Here is a 1,164-nt window from a genome sequence, read left to right as displayed (position 1 = left end):
CCACTCAAAAGTAGAGAATCCACCCCACGGAGGTCTCTGCATGAAGAAATCCAGATTCAGTGAAGCGCAAATCGTCGGCATCCTCAAAGAGGTCGAGCTCGGCGCCAAAGTCGGTGACACCTGCCGCAAGCATGGCATCAGCGATGCCACGTACTACAAGTGGAAGAGCCAGTATTCAGGGATGTCCGTGTCCCATCTGGCCCAGATGCGGCAATTGCAGCAAGAGAATGCCAAGCTCAAGCGCATGTATGCCGATTTGGCGCTCGTGCACCATGCCCTGAAGGATGTTGTCGAGCGAAAGCTCTAACCCCGGAGCGTCGGCAGTCCATCGTGCATGCGCTCATAAGCGAGCATCGCCTAAGCCAGCGCAGAGCTTGCCAGGCTGCGGGCCTGGCTCGATCAACGCTGCGATATGCACCTGTGGCCTGTGACGACTCCGGGGTAATCGACTTCATCCAAAGATACGTGGCATTGAATCCTCGCCACGGGTTTGGGCTGCTTTACGCCAGCGCCCGCTATCAAGAACAGCCCTGGGGCAAGACCGTGCTTTGGCGTGTGTACTGCCAGCTCAAACTGAACCTGCCCAGACGAGGCAAGAAGCGTTTGCCTCAGCGCATCAAGCAGCCGTTGGAGGCAGCCCACAAGCCGAATCTGGGCTGGAGCTGTGACTTCATGTCCGATGCCCTGTGGTCAGGTCGACGCTTCAGAACCTTCAACGTCATTGACGAGTTCAACCGGGAGTGCCTGCGCATCGAGATTGATACCAGCTTGCCTGCCGCTCGAGTGGTGCGGGCATTGGAAGAGCTTGCCGAGGTCCGCGGGGTGGCGCAGTCCATTCGCCTGGACAACGGGCCGGAGTTTATCGCCCAGGCATTGAAACAATGGGCACAGAGTAAAGGCATAGCGCTGAACCACATTCAGCCGGGCAAGCCGACGCAGAACGCTTATGTCGAGCGTTTCAACAGAACTTACAGAACGGAGGTGCTCGACTGCTATGTCTTTGAATCGTTGCAGGAAGTGCGCTCGATGACCGAGGACTGGCTGCATCGCTATAACCACCATCGTCCACATGAATCGCTGGGCCGGATTCCGCCGGTCGCGTATCGTGTCAAACGCTTTCCCAACCTCTACTTTTAGGTGGCGCAGGAAAGCGAGGAGGCTTCA

1 protein-coding gene is annotated in these 1,164 nt (G+C 57.4%); it reads left to right on the top strand.

Annotation, left to right across the window (positions count from 1 at the left end; genetic code table 11):
• Positions 1-40: 40 nt before the first annotated feature.
• Positions 41-1,137, top strand: a protein-coding gene (locus AB6724_RS21785; protein WP_439329916.1) for an IS3 family transposase whose coding sequence is annotated in 2 segments (ribosomal slippage) — positions 41-296 and positions 296-1,137 — 1,098 coding nt in all. Because the reading frame shifts where the segments join, the coding sequence is not laid out codon by codon here.
• The last annotated feature ends 27 nt before the right edge of the window (positions 1,138-1,164 follow it).

Source organism: Comamonas guangdongensis (assembly GCF_041079535.1).
Lineage (GTDB): Bacteria > Pseudomonadota > Gammaproteobacteria > Burkholderiales > Burkholderiaceae_C > Comamonas > Comamonas guangdongensis.
This window is presented reverse-complemented; position numbering and strand designations above follow the sequence as displayed.